The following is a 24454-nucleotide window of genomic DNA, read 5'->3' as shown; positions in this document are numbered from 1 at the left end:
AAGAGCAGCCGTCAGAGCAAGAGCAGCCGTCAGATCAAGAGGCTTACCAGCAAGTCGAACAAGAAACGGAACAAGAAACGGAAGAAGAGACTGAGCAGTGGGTTGAGCAGGAGGTTGAACAACAATCTGAACAACAATCTGAACAACCTGATGAGCAGCCAGTTACGTTGTCCGCTCAACCGATTGCGCGAGCAAATCGGGCGCAGTCGGTTGCGCAGAACGAGACCGGTTCTCAGTTGGGCGCTCCGGAGAAGCATAAGCGCATCAAGAAGAACGATGATGGCAGTTACACCGTGAACGTGGATGTGAAGGGCGCCGTCAACAGCACCACGGTCACCACCACCCAGCCGATCGACTTCACGCTGGTGCTGGATGTGTCCGGTTCGATGGACGATCCGATGAGTAAGACGGATCGGACCAAGCGGTTAGACGCACTGAAAGAAGCGGTTAAAGCATTTCTTGATGAAGCTGCGAATACTAATACGGAGGCCGGTTCCGAACTGGTTCGCGTTGGACTGGTGAAGTTCGCCGGCAACGAAAAGAACGGAATCGGGGATGACACGTACCGAAGTGGTGGGTACACCTACAACTACTCCCAAATCGTTAGCGATCTGACTGCGAATATGAGCGGTCTGAAGAACAAAGTCAGCAAACTCAAAGCCGCTGGCGCCACCCGAGCCGACAATGGATTCAATCTTGCGGTCAAGGTGATGGGCAGTGCTAGTGCTCGAACCGATGCGAAGAAGGTCGTTATCTTCTTCACGGATGGCTCGCCTACATCGTCTAATGGGTTTGAAAAAGAAGTGGCAAACAATGCCGTTACCGCTGCCAAGAAGTTGAAGGATGGCGGTGCCGCCGTGTATTCCATCGGCATCTTCGCCAGTGCCAACCCGTCCTCGCTCTCCAGCAACGAGAACCAGTTCATGCATGCGGTGTCCAGCAATTTCCCAAAGGCAACGAAATACAACCAGCGCGGTGAAGGGAATATCAAAGCCGGCTATTATAAAAGCGCGACGAACGCTTCGGAGCTGAATGCCATCTTCGACGAGATTGAGAAGAGCGAGACCACCACATCCGCATACATCAATGTGGTGATGGAGGATACGCTGTCGGAATATGCCGAACTTGCTGGCAGCGACTATAAGGTCGTAGCCAAGGACTCGTCCGGACAGGCCGTCGCTTTGACCAAGGATGTCGATTACACCCTGACATACGACGAGAACGCGAAGAAGTTCACCGTCAGGTTCCTGAAGGCTCTGGCCCACAACGTGACGTACACGCTGGAATACAACGTGAAGCCCACGCAAAATGCATACAACGACTACGCCTCTAATCTGAATACCGGCAAGGATGGATATGCCGGCGTGAAGGGTGACGCGGATACCGATCTGGACGGGAACACCACGTCCTCGAACCAGCCTGGTTTCCATTCGAACGATTCCGCATGCCTGTCATACACGGCCGATGGCGTGGATCATGCATGCGGCGGCAATCCGTATCCGCATCCGGTGATCCAGGTGGTTTCCTCGACGCTGCATATCGAAAAGCAGTGGAGTGGAGACGGTGACAAGCCGGAAAGCATCACGGTGGATATCAAGCAAGGTGGCAATAGCTACAAGACAGTCACGTTGAAGCCGGATGCGAACGGAAACTGGTCCACGGATGTGATCATTCCGGCCGGTGCCGCGAAAACGTACACGGTGACGGAAACCGAACCGGAGAACCATCAGTGGCAGGCCTCCTACCAGCACAAAGTCGGCAATGGTGCTCTCGCTGACGGCAATGTGGTGACGGTGCCGGAATCCACGGCATCGCAGAACGCCACAGTAGTCATCACCAACACGTTGAAGACGGCCACGTTGAAGAACGCAATTGGCGTGAAGAAGGAGCTGGTCGGCCGCGATTGGAAGGATTCCGACGAGTTCACTTTCAAGCTGAAGGCAGACGATTCCAATCCAGACGCGCCGATGCCAGCTTCCTGCAAGAACCAGTCGGCGTGCACGGTGACGGTGAAACGCGATTCGTCTGACGATCACGTTGCTTACTTCGGCGACATCACGTATGACGCAGGTGAAGCCGAGTACACATATCTTGTGACGGAGAACGCTGGTAATGCTTCCGCAATGTATTACTCGCAGGCGGAATACCGGGTGGTCGTGTCCGTGATGAAAGACGGAACGTCCGGTGAATGGAGGGCCGTTGTCGAATCCGTGACCCAGCTGAAAACCGATTATGGTGTCGCTGGTTCGAATTGGGATAGTACCCGGCCAATGCTGTTCACCAACAAATACATTTCGGCATCGTCGCTGCCATTGACGGGCCGCATGGGCGCGGAACGATGGTGGCAACTGGCGGCGAGCGGGATTGGCGTGCTGGCATTGCTGGCCGTCGCTGCGGCCGACCAGTGGAGACGCAAGAAGCGGCTCGGCTGAACAACACAGGATTTGCGGATCGCGGGGGCATGTTGGGTTCCCGCCTCCCGCGATTGCAGAACACAGTAACCAACAATCAAGGAAGAGGAGATTCTCATGAAGATGAGGAAGCTTTTCGCAGGGCTGGCCGCCGCGGCAACGTTGCTGAGCGGCATGGCCATCGGCGTCGCCGCCGCACAGGCTGATGATGCTCCATTGCTGCAAGTTAACCACGCACAGGAAGGCCATACGTACACGCCATACAAGTTTGCCATGTTCGAGAATCCTGGCGATGGCTCGGTCGAAGTGAAAACGGTTGACGCATGGGAGGGAGCTGTGACCACCGCTGCTGATGTGGCTGATGGAAGCCACAACGGCATCCCGACAGAGTACAAGGATAATCCAGCCGCCTATGTGGCGACGTTCACTGCGGATCAGCTCCGTGTCTTCGCCAAGACCTTGGCTGGAATTACTCCGCCGGCAGGACCTGATGGTACTGGCCTGACCGTAACTACGGAGCAGGCAAATACGAGCCAGGCGGTCAATGTGAACGGAGAAGGCTGGTATCTGGTGAAGGATACGTTCACCAAGGCTGGCGAAACGACTGTGACGTCGGGGACTCCGGCTGTGGTGGCCACCACCGTCAATGGACTGTCCAATCTGAGGATTGCGGCCGATACGACGACCGGTCAGGGCAACATCACGACTGAAGGCCAGTTCAACGCGAAGAACGCGAATCCGACCGACGAGCCGCTCAAGTTCGCCCGGATGAATGACGTGGATGTGAACGGTAAGAGCGTAAAGGTGGGCGACACCGTGGACTTTACTGTGGCCGCGGACGTTCCTTATGCTGCGGCTGGCTGGGATGCGTACCCCTTTACCATTACCGATACCGCGTCCAAAGGTTTGCAGATTGCGGCAAAGAGTGCCTTCACGGTCCAGTTCGGAGATCATACTACTGTGGATCCCGATCTGTACACGATAACGCAGGAAGGCAATGCTCAATCCGGCACCACCACGACCATCTATTTTGCCGATGCCACAACGCTGGCCGGTAGGACGATCGTCGTGTCGTACCAGGGCACCGTCACCAAGGATGCGTTGGATGGCTTGAGCGGCAGTGTGGACAACAAGGCCACAATCACCACCAAGGATGGTACCAGCGGTGAAGGCAAGACTGTCCTTAAGACCTACGGTTTCCAGTTCACGAAGATTGGCAAGGAAGGGAATGAGGCCAAGCCTCTAGCCGGCGCCAAGTTCGTTGTCAAGAATGCGGAGGGCAAGTTCCTTAAGCAGGCTGAGGACGGTGCGTGGTCGTTTGTTTCCGATCAGAATGATGCCAAGACGTTCACTACTGAGAATGATGGTTTGGTGAAGGTCGCGGGTCTTGCGGCGGGAACCTACACGGTTGTGGAGACTCAGGCTCCGACCGGCTACGCCCAGAACTTCAGGGTCACTTTCAATGTGGAGATCACAGATGAAGGTCTCGTCACCTTCGAGCCGGATGCCCTTCGTCAGGTCCAACCGGTCGATAACACCACTGCGAATGCCACCGCTACCGTGCTGAACGTCAAGTCTGTCACTCAGCTGCCGCTGACCGGTGCCGCGGGAACCGTGCTGTTCACGGTCGTGGCGCTGCTGGTGGGTGGCGCTGGCGTGGCTGTGGCGGTCAAGAGTCGTCGCCGCACGTACTGAGCGCATGCGTTCGGTGTGAGTGAGTTGTGAATTGACTCACTCGCAATAAAAGTCAATGCGGGCGGTTGTGGATATTCCATAATCGCCCGCATTGATGTGTGACCGACCGGTTGAAGTGATATACGGTCAGCAATATTTGAAAAGCTGCTTGTGAGAAGTCGGATATACACTTGCTTCATTACGGGGTATAGCAAAGGGGGTAAAACGATGCGCGGTGGAGGATCATTCAGCATGGAAGAGCTCCAAATGTTGCGGGATCTGCCGGCGGTGGCTAACGTGTCGAAAGACCGCATCACGTACTCCAACGCTTTCAAACAGGTGTGTGTCATACGGTATCTTGCGGGGGAATCGCCGACCAAAATCTTCCGCGAGGCGGGATTGCCGCCGGAACTGATTGGGTATAAACGTATAGAACGAAGTGTGGCGCGTTGGAAGGCTGCCGTCCTCAAATCCGTGAACGGTAGCAGTAACATGAGTAACGGCGAAATCATTACGGAGCTCGTCAACCTGTATGTTCATGCGGTGACGCGCAAGGAGAAACTCGACGACATCGCAGGAATCGCCAATCCCGATAAGGCAAATATTGAAAATGCTCCGCATCCGCTGGACGGGGCGAACGTGTCGGGGGGGGGTGTATATCCGCTGACGTGCCCGTCCCATCCGATGCGGCTGCCATCGCCGTGCCGCCTGCACCTCTCAGCGCGAGCAGCGGCCTTGACAGCGAGACGGCGCTTGTCATCATCAAACAACAGGCTCGGCGCATCGACGAGCTGGAACGCGAAAACGAATCGCTCCGTGGCAAGCTGAAAACCTTGGCAAGCTGACTCCACCCGTCGCAAAGCGTTTTTTGGAAAAGATGCGAATCTGCCACATATAGCGCATTTCGCGGTGCGAACAACGGCGGAGATTGTGCGGTTGGCGCGGTAGGGTGTGAACATTATGACTTTTGGGAATACGAAAACCGGAAAAACTGGTACAAGCACGTCCGAAGCGACGGAAACCGCGCAAATCAAATCCGTCGAAAGCCTCGACAAAGGCAACGACATGGAACGCGGCCTGAAAAACCGCCACGTCCAATTCATCGCCATCGGCGGCACCATCGGCACCGGCCTGTTCCTCGGCTCCGGCAAGTCGATCGCGCTGACCGGACCGAGCATCATCCTCGTGTACATCGGCGTGGGCCTCATCATGTTCCTGCTGATGCGCGCCATCGGCGAAATGATGTACAGCGACCCAAGCCAGCACACCTTCATCAACTTCATCACGCGCTATCTCGGCCGCGGGTGGGGCAAGTTCGCCGGCTGGACGTACTGGATCGTGCTCATTCTGACCGGCATGACCGAAATCACAGCCGTCAGCACGTATTTCGTCACGTTCTTCGGTACGTTCGGCATAGACCTCAACGCGTGGAAATGGCTTATCGAACTGTGCTTCCTTGTGGCGCTCACCGGCATCAATCTCATTGCCGTGAAAGTGTTCGGCGAGGCGGAATTCTGGTTCTCCATGATCAAAATCACGCTGATTGTGGGTCTGATTGTCACCGCCGTGGTGATGCTGTTCCTCGGTTTCAGCTACCCGGCCACGCATATCGAAGGCGTGGACGGCACGGTTTCCGGTGCCACTGTGAGCCTTACGAACATTACCGACGGCTTCCAGCTTGCGCCGAACGGCTGGATGAACTTCTTCATGAGCTTCCAGATGGTGTTCTTCGCCTACCAGCTCATCGAATTCGTAGGCGTGACCGTATCCGAAACGCAGAACCCACGCAAGGTGTTACCGAAGGCCGTCAACGAGCTGATCATGCGCATCCTCATCTTCTACGTGGGCGCGCTCGTGGCCATCATGGCCATCGTGCCGTGGCGCAACTTCCATCAGAACGCGGACGGCTCGTTCGGCTCCCCGTTCATCATGGTGTTCAAATACGCTGGGCTCGACTGGGCTGCCGCGCTCGTGTTCTTCGTGGTGATCACCGCAGCCGCGTCGGCACTCAATTCGCTGATCTACTCGGCGGGCCGCCACCTATACCAGCTTGCGCAGGACTCCGAATCGCCCGCTATGCAGCGCCTCGGTGAGGTGTCGGATCACAAGGTGCCGGCGAAGGCGATCATCGTGTCCGGCTGCATGATTCTGTTCTCCCCGCTGGTCAACGCGATCCCGGGCGTTTCCGGTGCGTTCGTGCTGTTCGCTTCGGCCGCCAGCGCCGTCGTGATCTTCATCTACATCCTGACGATGCTTGCGCACCGCCGCTACCGTCAAAGCGCCGACTTCCTGCCGGACGGCTTCGTCATGCCGGCATGGCAGGTGTGCGACTGGATTGCGATTGCGTTCTACGTGTTCGTGTACGTCACGCTGTTCCTGTCCGCAGATACGCGCGGTTCCGCCATCGCCGGCCTGCTGTGGCTCGTCGTGTTCGGCGGCTACTGCCTGCTGCACGAGCGCTTCCAGAACCGCGATTTGAAAGCGGCTCTAGGGAAGTAGACGTATTGCCTGTCGCTGCGGTATGCGTGGCATGCGCGTGTTGCGCTACGTGTCGCGCATCCGACGAAAGAGGGCCGGTGGAAACCTTGCGAAAATGTGCGTTTCCACCGACCCTCGTCGTGTAATCGCAATAAAACAGTGCGAAACGTTAGTGCACGAATCGTACGAAATCGGCGCGAATCAGCCGATGTAGTCGGCCTCGTTCGTCGGGCTGGACGGGACGGCGTGGTCTTCCGTCACCTTGCCCAGGCCGGACAGGTATGCTTCACGGCCGGCCTCAATCGCGTTCTTGAAGGCGCGTGCCATCAGCGGAATGTTGCCGGCGGAAGCGATCGCCGTGTATGCCATCACCGCATCCGCACCCATCTCCATGGCCTCCGCGGCTTGGCTCGGCCGGCCGATGCCCGCGTCGATGATCACCGGAACGTTGGAGTTCTTGATGATCACCTCGATGAAGTCACGTGCGCGCAGGCCCTTGTTCGAGCCGATCATCGCGCCGAGCGGCATCACGCATGCCGCGCCCGCGTCCTCAAGACGTTTCGCCGCGATCGGATCCGGGAACATGTACGGCATGACCACGAAACCTTCCTTCGCCAGCTTTTCCGTGGCCTTGATGGTCTCCTCGTTGTCAGGCAGCAGGTACTTCGCCTCGTGCTCGATCTCCACCTTCACGAAGTCCGTCTGGCACACCTCGCGCGCGAGACGTGCGATGCGCACCGCCTCCTCCGCGTTGCGCGCGCCCGACGTGTTCGGCAGCATGGTGATGCCCTTCGGAATGTAGTCGAGCAGGTTGTTTTCGGTGGTGCGGCAGCGGCGCAGCGCCATGGTGACGATTTGCGTGCCCGCGTTCTCGATGGTGGCCTTGATGAGGTTCAGGTCGTAACGGCCGGAACCGAGGATGAAGCGGCTGGTGAACTTGTGGCCGCCGAGAATCAACGGATCGGCGTCTCCTGTGGCGATCTCGTCGTACGCGTGCGCGTCCGGCTCCGGCAGGATCGCCGTGTTCGTGGTGGTGCCGACCAGCTCGTCAAGCGTGGCGTTCGGTGCGGCCGCAACATCGGCTGCTGCGGTGGTGATGGTGTTTTCGGTGCTCATCGTCGGTTCCTTTCGTTGGGGTGTTTGGTGTTGCTGTTGTTGCGATTGCTGTGCTGCTGTTGTGTTGTGTGCAACGTGCGTTTGTAATCGCAATAAAAATTTCGATTACGGCAGTGGAGTAACGTAGCAGTGCGTCAGGCGTCTTCCTCGCCGAGGATCAGTCGCGTGATCATGTTCGCTTCGTGGCAGGCGACCACGCCCACGCGCGGCGCCATCAGGCCGGCACCCGGTACCGGAGCCGTCTCGCCATCGCCACAGAAGTAGAAGTTCTTCGAAACGCGACGCGTGCTCACCAGGTTGGAGCTGCGGAAGCCGGCCATGCCGGACGCGCTGACGAGCTTCTTGCCCGGCAGATTCTCCAGCACCGCGTTGACGAGCATCGTCTTGTTTTCCGGCACGTCGAACGCCTCGCAGATGATGTCCTCGTTTTCGAACAGCGTCGGCACGTTCTCGTCGGTCACCTTGACGGTGTCGATGGTGATGTCCGTGAACGGGTTGATTTGGCGCAGATTGCTGCGCAGCGCCTCCGTCTTGTACTGGCCGAGGTCCTTCAGGAAATACTGCTGGCGATTCAGGTTCGTCATATCCACGCGGTCGAAGTCGATCAAGTGCAGGTGGCCGACGCCGATGCGAGTCAGCGCCACCGCGATGGTGGAGCCAAGGCCGCCGCAGCCGCAGATGGCCACGTGCGCCGCGTCGAGCTTGTCCTGCGTGGCGGCCGTGTGACGGTCGAGCAGGGCCGCGCGGATCTCCTCGCGGCTGACCAGGGTGGCCGGGTCGGGCTGGTTGTCGAAAGCGTGCTGGCGGGCGTCGATCCGCGCCTGCGATGCGGATGGTTCAAAAGTCATGGTTGTTCTCGTATTCTCGTTTCCGTTCGTATGGTTTGTTTCGCTGCTGTGCTCAGCCGCCCTGCACGAACGTGACGATTTCCAACGTGTCGGTGCCCTTGAGCTGCGTCTGCGCACGCTGGGCGCGCGGCACGATCTCGCCGTTGAGCTCCACGGCCACGCGGTCGGCGCGCAGACCGCGCTGCTCCACTAGTTCGGCCACGGTGATCGGCGTGGCGACGTCCTCTTCTTTGCCGTTGATGATCATTTCGGTTCCCTTCTGTATGTCAGGCCCCACGAGTGCCGTTCCCGCCGAAACGGACGTTCAGAACTGCTTTGTGGGCTTCCGAGCGTTTGCTTCCGGTGAATCGGACATTCACGGTTGGTACGAAAAAAGGGTCGCCGAAGGAACCGTACCCTATGAGGTGGTGCGCCCCTCCGTGACCCTAATCACGCGATATTCGGTTATCGCGAACGGAAATGAGATGCGCCTCGCGGCGCGAACAACCCGTCTCCTTACGGCGGCATTACCCGCATCAAGTCCTCGGTCGAAGCTCGTCGAGCTCCCTCTCAGCCTTTCGGCTCCCGTTCGGTTGTGCCCTCATCTTCCCGCACCCGCCCGACAACCCGCTCCGCGCTGTTTTGTGCGAGAATGGGTGGCGGATTTTGTAGCGACGGATGTGGCGACGGAAGGGAGACGGTTATGACGACCGCACGAAACATGGGCGAATTGGCGGGATTTGCGATTCCACGGCTCGGCATGGGCACGATGGCGTTGGCGATTGAGGGCCGCCCGGACCGCGATACGGCGATCCGCACGATTCACGCCGGCTTGGACGCGGGCGTGCGATATCTGGACACCGCCTGGTCGTATTACCTGCCAAGCCAACCCGGCGCCGGCACCGCCGAAGACCTAGGCTACGGCGAAAAAATGGTGCGCGACGCGCTCGCCAGCTGGGACGGTCCGCGCGACGAAGTGCTGATTGCAACCAAAACCGGCTATCGCCGCACCATGGAGGCGCCGAACGTTGCCGAAAACGAGCCGGAACGCCAGCATTTGCAGGCTGTGGGCAGCCAGTACGGGTGGATGGCGGATTCGCGTCCGGAAACGATGATCTGCGACGCAAAGGAGTCGGCCGCGCACCTCGGCGTGGAGGCGCTGGACCTGCTGTACTCGCACGGACCGGACCCGGAAGTGGCTTATGAGGACCAGGTCGGCGCGCTGAAGCAGCTGCTTGACGAGGGCGTGATCCGGTACGCGGGCATTTCCCGCGTGGACAACGCGCAGATCGACATCGCCCGCGAGATTCTCGGCGACAAGCTGATCGCCGTGCAGAACCAGTTCTCGCCCTCGCACCCCGACCCTGAGCATACGATGGAGCACTGCGCGGAACTTGGACTCGCGTTCGTGTGCTGGAGCCCCCTCGGCGGCTTCCTCGACGCGTTCGACCAGCGCGCGTACGACCCGTTCCGTGAAGTCGCAGGCAATCATGGCTGCTCCTACCAGCGCGTGGTCCTCTCCTGGGAACTGAGCCGCTACGAGCGGTTGTTCACCATCCCCAGCGCCCGCAATCCGCAGGAAATCAACGATTCCTTCGCCGCCACCGAACTGACGCTCACGCAGGATGAGCTGGCGATGCTGAACGACTCCGTCGACGCCCGTCGCGGCTGAATTCCGCGCAATACGTACGATTGGCCGCGCCCGATTCCGCACAATAATCGCGATTCGGGCCGCGGCCTTTTTCGTGCCTTCTGTAGCTTGCTCGCTGCAAAATCGCCCTGGGAATAACTTACACTGTAAAATGTTTACACTGTAAGATATTATGACGGCGATTGCGACGGAAGGAGGTGCCTCGTGGGCTTTGAAGAGGAACTGTTCCACGAATTGGCGACCAACACATGGGACAAACGTTCGCGCATGCAGCAGGAGATGGTGAAAGGCGCGAAGGGCGAGCCCTTCGCCGTGCAGGAACTCTATAGGAAAGGCCCGCTGACGCCATCGCAGCTCGCCTCTTCAATGAAAACCACCACCGGACGCGTGTCCACACTGCTGTCCGCGTTGGAGAAAAAAGGCCAGATCACACGCGAATCCGACCCCGACGATCGCCGTGTGGTGCACGTGAACCTCACCGAAGCCGGCAGGGAACGCGCCGAACGGCAGCGCGAAAGCATGCGCGAGGCGATCTGCTGGATCTTCTCGCAGATGGGGGAGCGCCGCGCGCGCGAATTCGTTGAGCTCACCGAGGAATTCACCACGTACATGTCGCTGTGCATGCCCGGCAAACCGCGCCCCACGGCGGACGAGGTCAAAGCCGCGTTCTCAGGAAACGCACAGGAAGACGCGTAGTATCTTACGCTGTAAATAATTCACAGTGTAAGTAATCGCAATCCAGTAATCGCAAAAACCGCGAAAAATCGCAAAAACTAATCGTAAGAAAACAAGCAAAACACAAAACAAGAGAAGGAACCAAGCATGCTTCGCATCGTACGATACCTCTCCAAAGCGGAGATCGGTCAGATGCTCGTCGCGCTGGTCAGCATCGTCGGTCAGATCTGGCTTGACCTGACCCTGCCGGATTATATGGCCGACATCACGCAGCTCGTCGAAACCCCCGGCAGCGAAATGCGCGACATCTGGGTGGCCGGCGGCAAAATGCTGCTCGTCTCGCTCGGCTCGGCGGCCTGCGCCATCGTCACCGGCTTCATCGCCGCGCGCGTGGGCGCCTCGTTCAGCCAGCGCCTGCGTTCGCTCGAATTCAACAAGGTGGAAAGCTTCGGACCGGCGGAAATGAACCGTTTCTCCACCGCGTCGCTCATCACCCGCTCCACGAACGACATCACGCAGATCCAGATGTTCATCACCATGGGCCTCATGATGATCGTCAAAGCGCCGATCATGGCCGTGTGGGCCGTGTGCAAGATCGCAGGAAAGGGCTTCGATTGGACGCTCGCAACCGGCATCGCCGTGGCCATCCTGCTGGTGGTCATCGCCGTGCTCATGCACTTCGTCATGCCGAAGTTCAAGGCCATGCAGCGCCTGACCGACAACATCAACCTCGTGGCGCGCGAGAACCTCACCGGCCTGCGCGTGGTGCGCGCGTACAACGCCGAGGACTACCAGGAAGCCAAGTTCACCGAAGCCAACAAGGAACTCACCGAGACCCAGCTGTTCACCAACCGTGCCATGGCCATCATGATGCCGTTGATGAACACCGTCATGAACGGCCTGATGCTCGCCGTCTACTGGATCGGCGCGTACCTCATCGACGCTGCCGACGCCGTCGACAAGCTCACCACCTTCTCCAACATGGTGGTGTTCTCCAGCTACTCCATCCAGGTCATCATGAGCTTCCTGCTGCTGAGTATGGTGTTCGTGCTCTGGCCGCGAGCCGACGTGTCCGCGCAGCGCGTGCTCGAAGTCATCGACACCGAGCCGATGGTCACCGACGGCACGCAGGACGCGGGCAAGCCGGGCGAGGAAGGCGAAATCGAATTCCGCAATGTGAGCTTCGCCTACCCCGACTCGCGTCAGGCCATGTTGGAAGGCGTCAATTTCAAGGCGAAGAAGGGTCAGACGGTGGCGTTCATCGGCTCGACCGGCTCCGGCAAATCGTCCCTCATCAACCTCGTGCCGCGTTTCTACGACGCCACGCAAGGCGAGGTGCTCGTCGACGGCGTCAACGTGCGCGACTACAAGCTGAAGGCGTTGCGCGACAAGATCGGCTACGTGCCGCAGCAATCGTTCCTGTTCAAGGGAACGATCGCCAGCAACGTCGCGTACGGAGATACGGACCGCGACGACGACACCGTGCGCCGCGCATGCGACGTCGCGCAGGCGACGGAATTCATCGACAAAAAGCAGAAGAAGTACGATTCCGGCATTTCGCAGGGCGGTTCCAACGTTTCGGGCGGGCAGAAGCAGCGTCTGTCGATCGCACGCGCCGTCTACCGTCATCCGGAAATCCTAATCTTCGACGATTCCTTCTCCGCGCTCGACTTCAAAACCGACCGTGCCGTACGTGACGCGCTCGAAAAGGAAGCGAAGGATTCCACGAAACTCATCGTCGCGCAGCGCATCGGCACCATCATGAATGCCGACCGCATCATCGTGCTCGACGACGGCAAAGTGGTCGGCCAGGGCACGCACGAGGAACTGCTCGACACGTGCGAAGTGTATCGGCAGATCGCCGAATCGCAGTTGAGCGAAGACGAACTGAAGCGCTGAAAGGGGGAGACATGCCAAGAGGAATGGGACGCGGCCGTGGGGCCGTGGAAAAGCCGAAGGACTTCGGCGGAGTGATGAAGAAGCTCGTGAAATTCTGCAGCCGGTACATTCCGGTGATGATTTTCGCGCTGGTTCTGGGCGCTGCCGGCACGGTGTGCCAGATCATCGGCCCGGACAAGCTTAAGGACATGACCAACGAGATTACGAAGGGTCTGCCGGCCATGGTGCACGGCAAGCCCGTCATGAATTCGATCGATATGGACGCGGTGTCGCGCATCGCATGGCTGCTCGTCGCGCTGTACGTCGGGTACGCGCTGCTGAGCTACCTGCAAAGCTGGCTGATGGCCAACGTCACGCAACGCACCGCACAGCAGCTGCGTGAGGCGATCAGCCAGAAAATCAATCGCCTGCCGCTGAAATATTTCGACAAAGTCAGCTACGGCGACGTGCTGAGCCGCATCACCAACGACGTCGACGCGATCGGACAGACGCTCGGCCAGTCGGTCGGCTCGCTGATCACTTCGATCACGCTGTTCTTCGGCGCGCTCATCATGATGTTCTACAACAACGTGACCATGACGCTGTGCGCCATCGGTTCCGCACTGCTCGGCCTGATCGTGATGGGCCTGATCATGAAGGTCTCGCAGAAATACTTCGCCCAGCAGCAGATCGCGCTCGGCGACGTGAACGGGCACGTGGAGGAGATGTACTCCGGCCACACCGTGGTCAAGGCATATTGCGGCGAAGAGGACTCCATCAAGCGCTTCGAAAAGTACAACAACGACCTGTACGTTTCCGGCTGGAAGAGCCAGTTCCTGTCCGGCCTGATGATGCCGCTGATGAACTTCATCGGCAATTTCGGCTACGTGGTCGTGTGCGTGGTGGGCGCGGCGCTCGCCATGGACGGCAAGATCGAATTCGGCGTGATCGTGGCGTTCATGATGTACATCCGCCTGTTCACGCAGCCGCTGTCCCAGTTCGCGCAGGCCTTCCAGAACCTGCAGCGCTGCGCAGCCGCATCCGAACGCGTCTTCGGCTTCCTTGACGAACCGGAACTGGCCGACGAAACCGGCAAGCAGGCGCTGCTGGGCGTCGGCGCGGACGGCAAGCCGCAGCCGGTGCGCGGCGACGTGGAATTCAGCCACGTGCGCTTCGGCTACGACGCGGACAAGACCATCATCAACGACTTCTCCGCGTCCGTGAAGGCCGGCCAGAAGGTGGCTATCGTCGGCCCGACCGGCGCCGGCAAGACCACCATGGTCAACCTGCTGATGCGCTTCTACGAGATTTCCGGTGGCACGATTTCGATCGACGGCATCGACACCAAGTCCGTACCGCGTTGGAACGTGCACGACCAGTTCTCCATGGTGCTGCAGGACACGTGGGTATTCCGTGGAACAGTGCGTGAAAACATCGCGTATTCGAAGAAGGACGTCACCGACGAGCAGATCGTGGCCGCATGCAAGGCCGTCGGCCTGCACCACTACATCATGTCGTTGCCGAACGGCTACGACACCGTGCTCGACGACAAGGCGTCGCTTTCCCAGGGCCAGCGCCAGCTGCTGACGATCGCCCGCGCGATGGTGGAGGACGCGCCGATCCTGATCCTCGACGAGGCCACCTCCTCGGTCGATACACGCACCGAGGAGCTGATCCAGAAGGCGATGGACGTGCTGACCGTGGGCCGCACGAGCTTCGTGATCGCGCACCGCCTGTCCACCATCCGCGACGCCGACATGATCCTGGTGATGAACGGCGGCGACATCGTGGAACGCGGCACGCACGAGGAACTGCTCGCCAAGGGCGGCTTCTACGCCGACATCTACAACAGCCAGTTCACGCTGGCCGAGTGAGGTTGGTGTGCTGACTCGCTAAAAAATCCGGAGGGACCACCCCTCCGGATTTTTGCGTTTTGGCTTCGGCATTTTTATTGTGTTGCGCTGACGGGACGGCGGATTTACCATTGAGGTGACTGACGTCAATCGATTGACGTATTTGAAAATCACAAAGAAAGTGGGCAGTCATGAAAAGCATCGAAATCGGCAAATCGGCAGTGGTCGCATCGCAGGCGGCGCTCGGCGTGATGCGCATGGACGCGCTGGATGCGGACGCTGCGGCAGAAGTCGTGCGTACGGCCGCCGAGCATGGAGTCAACTTCTTCGACACGGCGGACATCTACGGATTCAACGTCAACCACGACCATGCCAGCTCGCGTGTGCTCGGCCGCGCGTGGAAGGACGCCGGGCTCAAGCGCGAGGACATCTTCCTGCAGACGAAGTTCGGTATCAACATCGACTTCAGCGACCCGAACAACGTGCACGCCACCCGCTACGACTTCTCCGCGAAGCACCTCATCACGCGACTCGACGAGGAACTGGAAGCGCTCGGCACTGACTACGTGGACTTCGCGCTCCTGCACAGGCCCGACACCCTGATGGAGGCCGAGGAAATCGTCGAAGCGTTCACCACCCTGCACAAGGCGGGCAAAGTGCGCCACTTCGGCGTGAGCAACGTGAACCCGTGGCAGGCGGAACTGCTGCAGTCCTGGCTCGGCGACGACCCGGCCATGAGGCTCGAGGCGAACCAGCTGCAGTTCGGCCTGATGCACGCGCAGATGGTCAGCGACGAGCTGATGACCAACTCCGGCGCCGAAGGCATGGTCGTGGCCAACCATTCGGACGGCCTGCTGTCCTACTCGCGACTGCGCCACATGACCATCCAGGCGTGGAGCCCGTTCCAGTCCGGCACGGAATACGGCCCGTTCGTAGGCAACGAGCACTTCCCGGAGCTGAACAAGGCACTGGACGAAAAGGGCGCCAAGTACGGCGTGAGCGCCAACGCCATCGCCACCGCATGGGTGCTCAGGCATCCGGCGAAGATCCAGATCGTGCTCGGCTCGATGAACCCCACCCGGCTGGGCGAAATGCTCGACGGCGCGGACATCGACCTCGACAAGCAGGATTGGTGGGACCTGTACGTGGCCGCCGGCAACCTCATTCCGTGAGTTTTGTTGGAAATCAGAAGAAGCGGCCGGGGAAACCGGCACTGATGGTGGCGTGACGGTCGACGTCCAACGTGGCGCAATCGAAAGCGAAAGTGCTGCTCAGCTCGTTCGGATCCGCAACGAACAGCGCCGTAGCCAACCCGTCCGCCACCGCAGTCGGATAGTCGCCAAATGACGCGGATCGCACCGCAACCCAGGCGGCTTCCGTTTGTTGCACGGGCAGGCCGTCGATGGCGTTGAGCAGGTGGTGAATCGCCAGATGCGTCTGTTCGTTCACCGCCACCTCCCAATGGCGACGGCTGGGCGCGCTCGCACAGAACGCGCCATCGCCGATCAGTGCGACGCCGACCGCGCAGGACGGATCATCCGGATCCTCAAGCGCCACACGGATCGGCTTGTTCGTGCGCGCCAGCAGATCGCCGCCCGCATCAATCACAAATTCCGGGGCAGCGCTTTCGCGTTTGCTGTCTGAGGTGGAAGATTGGCATGTCGGGTTGGTCGTTTCGGCTGACTTGACATGCGATGTGCGCGAAAGTTCTGAATCGGTGAGCAATCCGCCCAGCGAATCCACCAGATAACCCTTGCCGCACGCGCCGAAATCCACATGAACCGGACTGCGTGTAACCAATGTCGTACCACTCGAACGAACCACATCACGACCCCATACGGCCCGTCCGTGCAGCGCGCCCAGGCGCTCGCCGGCGTCGGCTTCAACGGTGAAACTCAGCGCGGGATCGTAACCGAGACGAATCAGGTCCTCGCCCACGCACGGGTCGATCGCACCGCGCGTGGCGGCGTGCAGCGCGTCGTACAAATCGAATAGCGGGCCAGCCCAATCGGGAAAATCGAAATGCCCGCCATGCTCCGCATTGCCGATGTGCGCAACCAGCGAATCAGCGCGGAATCGCGAAAGCGCATGCTCGTATTCATCGATGAACCGTTCCATCTCGCCGCGCAATTCCGCAGTGATCGGGTGAGGCGTCGAAATCAACAACCCCGTGCCGAGCGCCTTGGGGAACGCGGTGGTATACGGCATGCGCTGTGCGAGCGGTGCAATGGAGTCCATACCACGATGCTAGCGCGTGCCCGGCTTGGCGTAGTTCGTGCCTGGGGCTGGCGGGCGCGGGATTTTGCGTGAGGTCGAGGCGCGGGCGTCACCGAGGATGGTATACGCATTGTCAACGCCATTGATTGGCTGTTGGGTGATTGAGCCAATTGAGACGCGTATCTCGCTTATAGATGGCGGATTCCGGGGTTCGCCCGGTGCTATCTCGCTTATAGATGGCGGGTCTCGGCGGAGAAACGAACCTAGGGGGCATCTTTTCGCCCCTCTAGCCCTTGTATTTTGCAAAGGGGCCGCCATCTATAAGCGAGATACCAACTGTCACCCCGCCAAATCCGCCACTCATAAGCGAGATGTTTTTTCGTGGGTGTGGCATGAGGCATCGCCTTATTTTGATACCCCCGTAGCTTTGTATGGTTACGATTATGCTAATCGTGATTATGCAAGTCGCGATTATACAAACTGACGCTTTGGCATGGAGTTCGCTTCACGTTTTCGGGCGGACGGGGGTGTTGCGGAACGGCGGTGAGCGTCACAATGTGAGACGACACGCGGAAAACGGGAAAAATAAAAACGGCGGAATTCCAACGTTTTTTCATGCGCGATACAACAAGACCAATTAAAAATCAAGACTGTTATTCAAAAAAGTTTCGTTCTATCTTGGCTTCCGATGCGCGCTTCGTACGTCGGGTACGTCGGGGAAAGCGCGCCGAAAAGATTTGCGGAAGGAAGGTTCGACCCATGTCATCTCGCGTCGCGCAGCGCCACGCAGCCGGTTCCTACGATTCGTGCGGTTCGCGCGTCTCGGCTTCCGGCCGTCTCGCCGCGCTCGTCGCCGCGTTGATGATCACGCTCGCCACGCTGTTTGCCAGCACCGCGATGCCGCGGCAGGCGTCCGCCGCCGACGACAGCCAGACGAATTTCGATTCCTGGACCGCCGCCGCGCAGAACATCGCCAAGCAGCTCGCCACCGCCGAAAAGGACTACAACGACGGCGATTACGGCCAGGCCGGCACCGACTTCCAGACCGCGCATTGGATCGGCTACGACGCATCCAACTTCTCGAAGGCCGTCAACGACACCATCTCCGCCGACAAGCAGCAGGCGCTGCTCACACAGTTCACCGATTTGGAAGGACTCGCCTACCAGCAAGGCCAGGGTAGCGCAATCGCCGGCAAAATCGATGCACTGAACGCCGATCTCACCGCCACCGCGCAGACGCTTGACGGCAACGCGAACCTCGCCGACCCCAAAACCTACGCGAAGCAGCGCGCCGAACAGACCGCCGCGGAACGTAAGAAGCTCGACGAGGCCAAAAAGAATTCCTCCAAAGGCAAAGGCGACCGCACGTGGAGCGAAGTCGCCAGCGAAATGAACGTCATCCTCGACAAGGCATACAAGGCCGCCATCTCCGGCAAGGGCGCGGAAGGCTCCAGCCTCGTCAACGACGCGTACTACCAGTACTACGAAAAGCTCGGCTTCGAAAAGAACGTCATGAACGCCATCTCCGGCGACCGCGTCTCGCAGGTGGAATACCAGTTCAAGATGACCCGCAAAACCATGCGCGACGGCGGTTCCGACAAGGAGATCAAAAAGCTTGTCGACGACCTGAAAAGCTGGCTCGTCGAAGACGCGGCCACCCTCGACGGTGGCGCGGCCGGCAACGTCAACGCCTTCACCAAAGCCATCACCAGCTCCGCCGGACAGGCGTTCCTCATCCTGATCCGCGAGGGTCTCGAAGCGCTGCTGGTGGTGGCCGCCGTGGTGGCCTACCTCGTCAAATCCGGCAACCAGCGTTTCACCAAGTGGATTTACCTCGGCGTGCTCGCGGGCCTTGCCGGCTCCGGTCTGGTCGCCGTGCTCTTCACGTTCCTGTTCGGCGGCTCCGGCCCGGTTCAGGAAATCAGCGAAGGCGTGTGCGCGCTGATCGCCATGCTCATGCTGCTGTGGACCAGCAACTGGATGCTCAACAAAAGTTCCGTGGAAGCGTGGAACCGTTACATCCGCACCAAAACCGAGTCCGCCGTGGCCGACGCGCAAAACAAAGTCGCCGCCGGCGAAGGCGTGGGCCTGGGTATGGTCGTTTCGCTCGCCATGCTGAGCTTCCTAGCCGTGTTCCGTGAAGGCGCCGAAACCGTCATCTTCTACGAATCGATCTACTCGATGAGTCGCGACGCGCAAGGCATGTGGATCGGCGGCATCGCCGCGGGCGTGGTGCTGCTCGTCATCTTCCTCGTGCTGCGCTTCACCTCCGTAAAGATTCCGATTGGCCCGTTCTTCCTCGTTACGTCGATCCTGATGGCCGTGCTGGTCGTCATCTTCGCCGGCGGTGGCATCCACGCGCTCATCGAAGGTGACCTGATCGACGGCCACTACCTGTCCAGCGTGCCCACAAACGACTGGATCGGCCTGTATCCGTACGTCGAATGCCTTGCGGCACAAGCGATCGCGGCGATTGCCGTACTCGCGCTGTTCACCGTCGGCTTCGCACGCAAACGCAAGTTGCGCACGCCTGACAATCGCAAGTAATACGCAAATTTTCCGAGATTTACCGATATTTTTTCCACATCCAACAACAAAGGAAAGAGAAATGAAGAACAAGAAGATCGCCGCTCTGCTCGGCATCCTGCTGGCCGGCTCCATGGCCTTCTCCCTGTCCGCATGCGGCAATTCCAACGATTCCGCCGCTTCGGACAAGTCCAGCGCCTCCGCGTCGGCTTCGAAGGCCGACGACTCCAGCAAGGACGATTCCAGCGATTCCGCCGGTTTCGAAGAGATCCAGGTCGATGAGAAGCACTCCGACCAGGAATGCGGCCCGCTGACCGTCAACGCCGTCTACTTCCAGCCGATCGACATGGAACCGTCCGGCATGGGCCTCAAGGCCGCCGATGCGAGCTTCCACCTCGAAGCCGACATCCATGCCAACCAGAAGGGCACCGAACTCGGCTACGGCAAGGGCGATTTCGTGCCGGACCTGACCGTCAACTACGACATCATCGACAAGACCTCCAACGCGTCCGTCGCCTCCGGAACCTTCATGCAGATGAACGCCTCCGACGGCCCGCACTACGGCGCCAACGTCAAGCTCGACAAGGCCGGCGCGTACAAGCTCGTGCTGAAGATCGAATCCCCGGAGAAGAAGGGCTGGATGCTGCACGTCGATCCGGAGACGGGTGTGAAGGGACGCTTCTGGACGGAACCGATCGAGGTCACCTTCCCGGACTGGAACTACACTCCGCAGGAGTGGTGATCTCCTAGCGTAGCCCGTTCGCGGTTTCGGCATGCATTACCCGACACACTCAAGGCCGTTCGGCCAAGCTTACGGTCGGGCAATGCATACCGAAACCGCTCTCTCGCGTTTAGGGGGATGGATTCACCTCTGCGATTGTGGAGGGGGTCCGGGAAATCCTCGCATTTTAGGGGAGGGATGAGAGGGGTGGGACTCTTTGGGATGGGGCGGAATGGGAATCGTTGGGCTCTTTGAGTTGGGTTTTTGGATGAAAGGATTTTGGGATGCTGCTGCAGTTTGTGACGGTGTTGCAGGGGGTGTTGGCGCCGGCGCTGCTCGTCATGGCGTTGAGCGTCATGCTCACCGTCGGTGAGGGGCGTGACAAGCCTCTGAGCGCGTACTGGCGGCTGGCCGGTTTCGTTGTTGGATTCGCCGGCGCAGTCGTATTCGCCGCGCTGCGCGCCACCGCCGTCATCACGCAACGCACGTTCGTCAACTATCCGACCCTGTGGTGCTGCGTGATCCTCGACGTGGCCGTGTTCGTCATCGTCCTGTTCGCCCGCCGCATCACCGCCGATTGGCACAACCACCGCGCGCTGCTCGACATCGCGAATCTCGTTGCGGCGCTTGCGATCGCGGCCACCACCTTTCGTGCGCTGCCCGACGTGATTCTGCGACTGACGATCTTCGTCGAGCCGGGCGATCCCATCTTCACTTCCGACATGCTGTTGCGCGCGCTCGGCTTCGCTTTGGGCGCGGCCGTCGCAATCATCGCCGCGCTTATCTTCCGCACGATGCGTTCCACCGCCGTCCGCTGGTCGTTCACGACGGCGGTGCTGCTGTTGGTCGCGCTGTTGTTCGCACAGCATTTCACCGACCTTGCGCAGATTCTCCAATCCAAACGCATCGTCAGCTTCCCGACCGCCGCCTTCCTCGCGCTCGTGTGGGGCATCAACCATCAGCGCAGCCTGACCATCGCAATGGCGCTCGTCTTCGCCATTCCGGCAATCGCCAGCATCGTCATGGGCTTCAAAGTCAAGCCGACCGGCGCCAACGAGGCGATCGCACGCACGCATATCGCGTTCCGCCGCCGCGCGAAAGCGGCCGGCGCGTTCAGCCTGGTCGCCATGATCTGCGTCACCGTGGCCCTGACGTACGGCGTCGCGCAAACGCAGAAAGTCGTCACGCTGTCGCCGCCGGAAGACTACTCGCTCGCCGACGGCGTGGCCACCATCAAATTCAGCCAGATTTCCGACGGCCACCTGCACCGCTTCGAATACCGCGCGAAGGACGGCACCTCCATGCGATTCATCATCATCAAGAAGAACGGCGGCGCGTACGGCGTCGGCCTCGACGCGTGCGATAACTGCGGCGACGCCGGCTACTACGAGAAGGACGGCAAAATCATCTGCAAGAAGTGCGATGTGGCCATCAACCTCGCCACCATCGGCTTCAAAGGCGGCTGCAACCCGATACCGTTCGACTACCAGGTCAAGCCGGGCAAAATCGTCATCCAAACGTCCACGCTCGACGCGCTGTCGAGCCATTTCCAGTGAGCGCCGAGAAAGGTAAGGGGGTACCATGTTCTTCCTGAAAATGATCTCTCGCTCGTTCAGCCGGCAGTTCAAACGCCGTCTGCTCATCGCCGTCACCGTGTGCCTGTCCGCCACCGTCAGCGTGGCCATGCTCGGCGTGGTGTTCGACGTGGGCGACAAGCTCAACGCGGAGCTGAGCACGTACGGTTCGAATATCGTCGTGCAGCCGAAGTCCGACGCTGTGGTGAGCGATTTGTACGATACCGGCGATTCTGCTGGCTCGGCTTCGGGTAGTTCGTCCGGTTCGGACGGGGGTTCCACTTCCGACGGCTCGGCTGCGGCGGACAGCGCCGACCCGACCGCGTTTCTGAAGGAGTCGGACGCGCAGAAGATCAAGACCATCTTCTGGGCGTTCAACATCACCAATTTCGCGCCGGAATTGAACATCCACGCGGATGCGGGGTGTGTCGGTTCGGGGGCTGGTTCGGCTGGCTCTGCTGGAACGGCTGGTGCGTCAGGTGCGGCTGCTTCCGCGGCGAAATGCAAGGCGACCAACGTGCCGATCGTGGGCACGTGGTTCGCGAAAACCCTGCACATGGACTCCGGCGAGTCCACCGTGGCCGGCATGAACGGCATGCGCTCATGGTGGAAAATCAACGGAACCTGGCCGAAAGACGACAGCGAGCAGGCGATGGTCGGCAGCGCGCTCGCCGCGAAACTGGGCGTGAACGTCGGTGACAGCGTTACGCTCGACAAGACGATCGCCGTCGGTGCGGACGACAATACGAACGGAGGTACCGGGAAAACCGGCAAATCCTCCACCGAACGCAATCGCGTGAAAGTGAAAATCGTCGGCATCTTCGATTCGGGCGATTCCGACAACAGCGCCATTTATATGCCGTCCATCGCCGCGCAAACGCTTGCGAATCTGCCGAATTCCATCGACAAGATTGAAGTCAAGGCGCTCACCACGCCCGACAACGACCTCGCGCGCAAGGCGTCGAAGAATCCGAACGCGCTCACGCAGGACGAGTGGGAGACGTGGTATTGCACCGCGTATCCGTCGTCGATCGCGTACCAGATCGAAGAGGTGCTGCCGGGCGCGGTGGCCAAGCAGGTGCGCCAGGTGGCCGCGCTGCAGGGCGATGTGCTGAACAAGACGCAGGCGGTGATGGTGCTGATGACCGTGCTGTCGCTGGTTGCCGCCGCGATCGCCGTGGCAAACCTGATGGCCGCGTCGATTGGCGAACGCGGTTCGGAATTGGCGCTGTTGAAGGCGATCGGCGCCACGGACGGTGCGGTTTCGCGCCTTATGCTCGCCGAAACGGCGGTGATTTCGCTGGTTGGTGCGATTGCCGGTGCGCTGCTTGGCTCGGGCGTTGCACAGATCGTGGGGCACGTGGTGTTCGGCTCGGGCATCACCATGCGTCCGATGGTGTTCGTGTTGGTTTTCGTGTTGCTGGCGGTCACTGTGCTCGTGGCCTCGCTTTCGTCGATTCGGGCGATTCTGGGCTTGCGTCCGGCGGAGGTGCTGCATGGTAGGTGAGTTGTGCTTGGCTTTCGTAGGGGGTGTGCGATGACGAATCGCAAGATGTTCTTCACCATGCTGTGGGGCGCGGTGTTCCGCCGTCGCTCCCGTGCGATGATGGCCGTGATCGCGTCGCTCGTCGGCGCGGCCACGCTGTTCTGCCTTGCATCCGTGTGCGTCGCGGTGCCGCAGCAGATGAACGAGGAAATGCGCGCGTACGGCGCGAACCTGATCGTCACGCCCGCGTCCGCAACGGGCAAATCGCAAGGCATCGATACTGCAACCGTACGCAACGTGACGGCGCTCGTCGGCGCCGGACACAGCGTGAAATCAGCCGCATACCGGTATGAGAGCGTGCGCATCAATTCCGCGCCGTACACCATCGCCGGCGTGGACGTGAAAGCCGTCCGCGCGCTCAATCGCCATTGGAACGTGACGGGCGATTGGCCCGGCTCGGGCAACGTGATGGTCGGCCGCGACGTCGCCGACGCGCTCGGCGTGAAAGTCGGCAGCCGTGTCACCATCGGTTACCGCGCCGCCGACGCGTCTGCTTCAGCGTCTTCTTCCGCGTCCGCAAAATCCGATTCGGACGAATTAACTGAAACGGCAGAATCGTCCGCGCAGGGCACGCAGAGTACGCAAACTACGCAAGGCGAACAGACCACGCAAGCCACGGAAAACGGCCGCGTCTCGTCCGACATCATGGATAACAACGGCACCGAATTCCGTATCGCCGGCATCGTCGACACCGGCGGCAACGAGGATTCCATCATCTACGCCACCACCGCGGACGTGTCCAAACTTGCGGGCCACGAGCGCGGCGCCGACGTGGTCGAATACTCGGTGAACGCCATGGGGGATGAGCTGAACGCCATCGTCAACAGAATCAACAAAAATACAAACACTGCCGTCAAAGCGCAGACCGTCACCAAAATCACCTCGTCCGACACCCGCATCATCGCCATGCTGCAGACCCTGTTCTGGATTGTCTCGCTCGTCGTGCTCGTGCTGACGCTTGTCGGCGTGGGCACCACCATCAGCTCCATTGTGAGCCAGCGTCGCAACGAAATCGGCCTGCGCAAGGCCCTCGGCGCCGATTCACGCGCCATCGGCGTCGAATTCTACGTGGAATCCGGCATCTACGGCTTGATCGGCGGTCTGCTCGGCACTGCTATCGGCTATGTGCTGGCGCGTGTGCTGTGCTCCACCGTTTTCGGCCGTGCGCTCGGCCTCAACTGGCTGCTTTGCGTTGGGTCGCTGTTGCTTTCCGTGGCGATCGCCGTCATCGCCTCCATTCCGCCGGTCCGCCGCGCCACCCGTATCGACCCCGCCATCGTTTTGAGGGAGGAATAATCATGGACAAC

18 protein-coding genes and 1 riboswitch are annotated in these 24454 nt (G+C 60.0%); of the genes, 14 read left to right on the top strand and 4 right to left on the bottom strand.

All coding sequences use genetic code 11. The annotated features are described in order from the left end of the window. Window positions 1-167 precede the first annotated feature (167 nt). The 4 genes from Q5H31_RS05195 (at window position 168) to Q5H31_RS05180 (ending at window position 6584) form a co-directional block, all read left to right on the top strand. A complete protein-coding gene (locus tag Q5H31_RS05195; protein WP_270291265.1) occupies window positions 168-2432 on the top strand; it encodes a Spy0128 family protein in 2265 nt (754 codons plus the stop codon). A gap of 96 nt (window positions 2433-2528) precedes the next feature. Beyond that, entirely contained in the window at window positions 2529-4106 is a 1578-nt protein-coding gene (locus Q5H31_RS05190) for a SpaH/EbpB family LPXTG-anchored major pilin (protein ID WP_302457558.1), read from the top strand. Between the two features lie 207 nt (window positions 4107-4313). After that, window positions 4314-4913, top strand: a complete 600-nt coding sequence (locus Q5H31_RS05185; RefSeq protein ID WP_368043762.1) for an HTH domain-containing protein — start codon at window positions 4314-4316, stop codon at window positions 4911-4913. 132 nt (window positions 4914-5045) lie between these two features. Beyond that, on the top strand, window positions 5046-6584 hold the full coding sequence (locus tag Q5H31_RS05180; protein WP_080863108.1) for an amino acid permease: 1539 nt from the start codon (window positions 5046-5048) through the stop codon (window positions 6582-6584). Window positions 6585-6764: 180 nt separating this feature from the next. On the opposite strand, the gene Q5H31_RS05175 is transcribed toward Q5H31_RS05180, so the two are convergent. From Q5H31_RS05175 to thiS, 3 genes are all read right to left on the bottom strand, one after another. Next, window positions 6765-7679, bottom strand: a complete 915-nt coding sequence (locus Q5H31_RS05175) for a thiazole synthase (protein ID WP_021912915.1) — start codon at window positions 7677-7679, stop codon at window positions 6765-6767. Between the two features lie 134 nt (window positions 7680-7813). After that, complete coding sequence (gene thiF, locus Q5H31_RS05170) at window positions 7814-8527, bottom strand: sulfur carrier protein ThiS adenylyltransferase ThiF (protein WP_271716263.1); 714 nt, start codon at window positions 8525-8527, stop codon at window positions 7814-7816. Window positions 8528-8579: 52 nt separating this feature from the next. Beyond that, window positions 8580-8774, bottom strand: a complete 195-nt coding sequence (gene thiS / locus Q5H31_RS05165) for a sulfur carrier protein ThiS (protein WP_003807372.1) — start codon at window positions 8772-8774, stop codon at window positions 8580-8582. Window positions 8775-9001: 227 nt separating this feature from the next. Beyond that, window positions 9002-9105: riboswitch (TPP riboswitch) on the bottom strand. Window positions 9106-9209: 104 nt separating this feature from the next. Here thiS and Q5H31_RS05160 point away from each other — a divergent pair. The 5 genes from Q5H31_RS05160 (at window position 9210) to Q5H31_RS05140 (ending at window position 15735) form a co-directional block, all read left to right on the top strand. Then, window positions 9210-10178, top strand: a complete 969-nt coding sequence (locus tag Q5H31_RS05160; RefSeq protein WP_302457556.1) for an aldo/keto reductase — start codon at window positions 9210-9212, stop codon at window positions 10176-10178. Between the two features lie 183 nt (window positions 10179-10361). Further along, entirely contained in the window at window positions 10362-10853 is a 492-nt protein-coding gene (locus Q5H31_RS05155; RefSeq protein ID WP_003807375.1) for a MarR family winged helix-turn-helix transcriptional regulator, read from the top strand. A 126-nt stretch (window positions 10854-10979) separates the two neighbouring features. Then, window positions 10980-12731 (top strand): ABC transporter ATP-binding protein, encoded by a 1752-nt coding sequence (locus tag Q5H31_RS05150; RefSeq protein ID WP_080863094.1) that lies wholly within the window; start codon window positions 10980-10982, stop codon window positions 12729-12731. An 11-nt stretch (window positions 12732-12742) separates the two neighbouring features. Continuing rightward, on the top strand, window positions 12743-14584 hold the full coding sequence (locus tag Q5H31_RS05145) for an ABC transporter ATP-binding protein (RefSeq protein ID WP_302457555.1): 1842 nt from the start codon (window positions 12743-12745) through the stop codon (window positions 14582-14584). Window positions 14585-14754: 170 nt separating this feature from the next. Then, a complete protein-coding gene (locus Q5H31_RS05140; RefSeq protein ID WP_021912920.1) occupies window positions 14755-15735 on the top strand; it encodes an aldo/keto reductase family oxidoreductase in 981 nt (326 codons plus the stop codon). A gap of 13 nt (window positions 15736-15748) precedes the next feature. Here the strand turns inward: Q5H31_RS05140 and Q5H31_RS05135 are convergent, their stop codons facing one another. Beyond that, window positions 15749-16801, bottom strand: a complete 1053-nt coding sequence (locus Q5H31_RS05135) for an FAD:protein FMN transferase (protein WP_188015665.1) — start codon at window positions 16799-16801, stop codon at window positions 15749-15751. An 840-nt stretch (window positions 16802-17641) separates the two neighbouring features. Between Q5H31_RS05135 and Q5H31_RS05130 the strand changes: the two genes are divergently transcribed. The 5 genes from Q5H31_RS05130 to Q5H31_RS05110 all read left to right on the top strand — a co-directional run bounded on the left by Q5H31_RS05130 (window position 17642) and on the right by Q5H31_RS05110 (window position 24443). Next, complete coding sequence (locus Q5H31_RS05130) at window positions 17642-19327, top strand: FTR1 family protein (RefSeq protein ID WP_302457559.1); 1686 nt, start codon at window positions 17642-17644, stop codon at window positions 19325-19327. A gap of 61 nt (window positions 19328-19388) precedes the next feature. Continuing rightward, window positions 19389-20048: an iron transporter gene (locus Q5H31_RS05125; protein WP_003807393.1), complete on the top strand. Its 660-nt coding sequence runs from the start codon at window positions 19389-19391 to the stop codon at window positions 20046-20048. A 263-nt stretch (window positions 20049-20311) separates the two neighbouring features. After that, entirely contained in the window at window positions 20312-21583 is a 1272-nt protein-coding gene (locus Q5H31_RS05120) for a DUF2318 domain-containing protein (protein ID WP_003807398.1), read from the top strand. A gap of 25 nt (window positions 21584-21608) precedes the next feature. Continuing rightward, the gene (locus tag Q5H31_RS05115; RefSeq protein ID WP_270500663.1) at window positions 21609-23108 is read left to right on the top strand and encodes an ABC transporter permease; all 1500 of its coding nucleotides are present in this window, start codon (window positions 21609-21611) and stop codon (window positions 23106-23108) included. 30 nt (window positions 23109-23138) lie between these two features. Next, window positions 23139-24443: an ABC transporter permease gene (locus tag Q5H31_RS05110; RefSeq protein ID WP_302457554.1), complete on the top strand. Its 1305-nt coding sequence runs from the start codon at window positions 23139-23141 to the stop codon at window positions 24441-24443. Window positions 24444-24454: the final 11 nt, after the last annotated feature.

Source organism: uncultured Bifidobacterium sp. (assembly GCF_959020155.1).
Classification (GTDB): domain Bacteria; phylum Actinomycetota; class Actinomycetes; order Actinomycetales; family Bifidobacteriaceae; genus Bifidobacterium.
The sequence above is the reverse complement of the archived record's forward strand: the minus strand, read 5'-3'. Positions and strand labels throughout refer to the sequence as shown.

Bases quoted from the DNA above. Each gene is read 5' to 3' on its own strand.
- Q5H31_RS05190 (WP_302457558.1), top strand. From the start codon at position 2,529: ATGAAGATGAGGAAGCTTTTCGCAGGGCTGGCCGCCGCGGCAACGTTG.
- Q5H31_RS05185 (WP_368043762.1), top strand. From the start codon at position 4,314: ATGCGCGGTGGAGGATCATTCAGCATGGAAGAGCTCCAAATGTTGCGG.
- Q5H31_RS05180 (WP_080863108.1), top strand. From the start codon at position 5,046: ATGACTTTTGGGAATACGAAAACCGGAAAAACTGGTACAAGCACGTCC.
- Q5H31_RS05175 (WP_021912915.1), bottom strand. From the start codon at position 7,679: ATGAGCACCGAAAACACCATCACCACCGCAGCAGCCGATGTTGCGGCC.
- thiF (WP_271716263.1), bottom strand. From the start codon at position 8,527: ATGACTTTTGAACCATCCGCATCGCAGGCGCGGATCGACGCCCGCCAG.
- thiS (WP_003807372.1), bottom strand. From the start codon at position 8,774: ATGATCATCAACGGCAAAGAAGAGGACGTCGCCACGCCGATCACCGTG.
- Q5H31_RS05160 (WP_302457556.1), top strand. From the start codon at position 9,210: ATGACGACCGCACGAAACATGGGCGAATTGGCGGGATTTGCGATTCCA.
- Q5H31_RS05150 (WP_080863094.1), top strand. From the start codon at position 10,980: ATGCTTCGCATCGTACGATACCTCTCCAAAGCGGAGATCGGTCAGATG.
- Q5H31_RS05145 (WP_302457555.1), top strand. From the start codon at position 12,743: ATGCCAAGAGGAATGGGACGCGGCCGTGGGGCCGTGGAAAAGCCGAAG.
- Q5H31_RS05140 (WP_021912920.1), top strand. From the start codon at position 14,755: ATGAAAAGCATCGAAATCGGCAAATCGGCAGTGGTCGCATCGCAGGCG.
- Q5H31_RS05135 (WP_188015665.1), bottom strand. From the start codon at position 16,801: ATGGACTCCATTGCACCGCTCGCACAGCGCATGCCGTATACCACCGCG.
- Q5H31_RS05130 (WP_302457559.1), top strand. From the start codon at position 17,642: ATGATCACGCTCGCCACGCTGTTTGCCAGCACCGCGATGCCGCGGCAG.
- Q5H31_RS05125 (WP_003807393.1), top strand. From the start codon at position 19,389: ATGAAGAACAAGAAGATCGCCGCTCTGCTCGGCATCCTGCTGGCCGGC.
- Q5H31_RS05120 (WP_003807398.1), top strand. From the start codon at position 20,312: ATGCTGCTGCAGTTTGTGACGGTGTTGCAGGGGGTGTTGGCGCCGGCG.
- Q5H31_RS05115 (WP_270500663.1), top strand. From the start codon at position 21,609: ATGTTCTTCCTGAAAATGATCTCTCGCTCGTTCAGCCGGCAGTTCAAA.
- Q5H31_RS05110 (WP_302457554.1), top strand. From the start codon at position 23,139: ATGACGAATCGCAAGATGTTCTTCACCATGCTGTGGGGCGCGGTGTTC.